The organism is Mycobacterium sp. IS-1496 (assembly GCF_001499995.1).
Classification (GTDB): Bacteria; Actinomycetota; Actinomycetes; order Mycobacteriales; family Mycobacteriaceae; genus Mycobacterium.
On sequence record NZ_LQIU01000057.1, the window covers coordinates 1 to 3,785 of the forward strand.

Here is a 3,785-nt window from a genome sequence, read left to right on the forward strand (position 1 = left end):
AGAAATGCCTCGGCCCTCCGATTGTGGTCGGAGGGCCGAGGGTAAAGGGTGTTCGGCGGTGTCCTACTTTTCCACCCGTTGTGGGTAGTATCATCGGCGCTGGCAGGCTTAGCTTCCGGGTTCGGGATGGGACCGGGCGTTTCCCTGCCGCTATGGACCGCCGTAACTTTATTTTCACTCGTTTCTGAGTGCCCCCACCGGGTGGGTGGGGGAAGTGTTTTTTGGTGGTGGGGTGTGAATCGTGGTTGATTCTGGTGTGGTGTGGTTGCGAGGCATTGGTGTACACACGTGGTGTTTTGGGTGTGTGTAAGTTTTCGGCCGGTTAGTGCCAGTTCCCTGCGACCATTGCTGGTCTTCTAGGTCTGGTCTATCGATCCCGTGGTCTGCGGGGGGCCTTATCCCACTTGATGGGTGAGAAGCCTGGTCTTGGAGGGGGTTTCCCGCTTAGATGCTTTCAGCGGTTATCCTGTCCGAACGTGGCTATCCAGCGGTGCCCCTGGTGGGACAACTGGTGTACCAGAGGTTCGTCCGTCCCGGTCCTCTCGTACTAGGGACAGATTTCCTCAAGCTTCTGACGCGCGCGGCGGATAGAGACCGAACTGTCTCACGACGTTCTAAACCCAGCTCGCGTGCCGCTTTAATGGGCGAACAGCCCAACCCTTGGGACCTGCTCCAGCCCCAGGATGCGACGAGCCGACATCGAGGTGCCAAACCATCCCGTCGATATGGACTCTTGGGGAAGATCAGCCTGTTATCCCCGGGGTACCTTTTATCCGTTGAGCGACACCCCTTCCACTCAGAGGTGCCGGATCACTAGTCCCGACTTTCGTCCCTGCTCGACATGTACGTCTCGCAGTCAAGCTCCCTTGTGCACTTACACTCAACACCTGATTGCCGTCCAGGTTGAGGGAACCTTTGGGCGCCTCCGTTACATTTTAGGAGGCAACCGCCCCAGTTAAACTACCCACCAGGCACTGTCCCTGAACCGGATATACGGTTCGAAGTTAGAAGCCCAATACGATCAGAGTGGTATTTCAACAACGACTCCACAACCACTGGCGTGGCCGCTTCACAGTCTCCCACCTATCCTACACAAACCGAACCGAACTCCAATACCAAGTTGTAGTGAAGGTCCCGGGGTCTTTTCGTCCTGCCGCGCGTAACGAGCATCTTTACTCGTAATGCAATTTCGCCGAGTCTATGGTTGAGACAGTTGAGAAGTCGTTACGCCATTCGTGCAGGTCGGAACTTACCCGACAAGGAATTTCGCTACCTTAGGATGGTTATAGTTACCACCGCCGTTTACTGGGGCTTAAATTCTCAGCTTCACCCCGAAGGGTTAACCGGTCCTCTTAACCTTCCAGCACCGGGCAGGCGTCAGTCCGTATACATCGTCTTGCGACTTCGCACGGACCTGTGTTTTTAGTAAACAGTCGCTTCTCACTGGTTTGTGCCACCCCCTCCCGCTGCCCACCGCGAAGGTGTTGACGGTATGGAGGTCCCCCTTCTCCCGAAGTTACGGGGGCATTTTGCCGAGTTCCTTAACCATAGTTCACTCGTACGCCTTGGTATTCTCTACCTGACCACCTGTGTCGGTTTGGGGTACGGGCCGTGTGTGCACTCGCTAGAGGCTTTTCTTGGCAGCATAGGATCACCGAATTCGCCTCAATCGGCTATGCATCACCTCTCAGGATATGTGAAACCCGGATTTGCCTAGGTTTCTCCCTACAGGCTTACCCCAGTACAACCACTGACTGGTACGGCTACCTTCCTGCGTCACCCCATCGCTTGACTACTACCAACGAAGGTCCCGCGCAGCGCATGAACCCCTCACCCCGAAGGGATCGGTGATCCATGGTTTGGGCGGTTAGTACCGCTGATTCATCAGGGACGCTCACACACGGGTACGGGAATATCAACCCGTTGTCCATCGACTACGCCTGTCGGCCTCGCCTTAGGTCCCGACTCACCCTGGGCGGACTGGCCTGGCCCAGGAACCCTTGGTCTTTCGGCGGGCAAGGTTCTCACTTGCCTTATCGCTACTCATGCCTGCATTCTCACTCCCACACCCTCCACAGCTAGATCACTCTGCTGCTTCACCGGATGCAGGACGCTCCCCTACCCAACCAACAAACGTTGATTGCCGCGGCTTCGGCGGTGTGCTTGAGCCCCGCTACATTATCGGCGCACAATCACTTGACCAGTGAGCTATTACGCACTCTTTCAAGGGTGGCTGCTTCTAAGCCAACCTCCTGGTTGTCTTCGCGACTGCACATCCTTTTCCACTTAGCACACGCTTAGGGGCCTTAGCCGGCGATCTGGGCTGTTTCCCTCTCGACGCACGGAGCTTATCCCCCGCCGTCTCACTGCCACACTCTCACTTGTCGGCATTCGGAGTTTGGCTGACGTCAGTAACCTTGTGAGGCCCATCGGCCATCCAGTAGCTCTACCTCCAACAAGAAGCATGCAACGCTGCACCTAAATGCATTTCGGGGAGAACCAGCTATCACGGAGTTTGATTGGCCTTTCACCCCTACCCACAGCTCATCCCCTCAGTCTTCAACCTAAGTGGGTTCGGGCCTCCACGACGTCTTACCGTCGCTTCACCCTGGCCATGGGTAGATCACTCCGCTTCGGGTCCAGAACACACCACTACACCACACACTGTTGTGTGGATACGCCCTATTCAGACTCGCTTTCGCTACGGCTACCCCACCCGGGTTAACCTCGCGACATGTCCCTGACTCGCAGGCTCATTCTTCAAAAGGCACGCCATCACCCCACCACAAGGGAGGGCTCTGACGGATTGTAGGCACACGGTTTCAGGTACTCTTTCACTCCCCTCCCGGGGTACTTTTCACCATTCCCTCACGGTACTAATCCGCTATCGGTCACTGGGAAGTATTCAGGCTTACCGGGTGGTCCCGGCAGATTCACAGCAGATTCCACGGGCCCGCTGCTACTCGGGGACACATCACTACAGAGCACATGTTTTCACCTACGGGACTCTCACCCTCTACGGTCGGCCATCCCAAACCAGTTCACCTAACACGCACTTTTCTCACTGCAGCCCAGACCGGCAGACCCAGGACTGATGCACCCCACAACACCACACACACAACCCCTGCCGGGTATCACATGTGCACGGTTTAGCCATCCTCCGCTTTCGCTCGCCACTACTCACGGAATCACTTTTGTTTTCTCTTCCTACGGGTACTGAGATGTTTCACTTCCCCGCGTTCCCCCCTGCACCCTATGTATTCAGATACAGGTGACACGACATCACTCGTGCCGGGTTTCCCCATTCGGACATCCTCGGATCCACGCTCGGTTGGCAGCTCCCCGAGGCATATCGCAGCCTCCCACGTCCTTCATCGGCTCCCAGTGCCAAGGCATCCACCATGCGCCCTTAAACACTTACAACACAAAACCAAAAAATGAGTCACCCACACACCCCCAACAGGGCATGCGGGCATCAGAAAAATTTGCATTACACCAAACACCAACACCACCACCAGCACCCCCACCCCACAGGGCAGGACCACCACCAGCAGCATCAGCGTCTCGATGCTCGCAACCACTATCCACAAATCAAACACCACACCCCACCACCAAAGCAGGGCAGCAACCAGAACCCCCGAACCCGAACACCGAAGCATCCACCATCCGAGGGCCGGCACCCATCCCCATTCCGAGATGAGCCCGCGGGCCTGTTGCCTCAGGACCCAACAGTGTGTCTGGCAATCTCTTCGCCGACCGACTTCCCAACCGGCCGAACACGTTTG

The 3,785-nt window shown here is 56.6% G+C and carries 2 rRNA genes; both read right to left on the minus strand.

Annotated elements, in window-relative coordinates:
- Positions 1-50 precede the first annotated feature (50 nt).
- Positions 51-165 (minus strand): 5S ribosomal RNA (gene rrf / locus AU195_RS22530).
- Positions 166-302: 137 nt separating this feature from the next.
- Positions 303-3,423 (minus strand): 23S ribosomal RNA (locus AU195_RS22535).
- Positions 3,424-3,785: the final 362 nt, after the last annotated feature.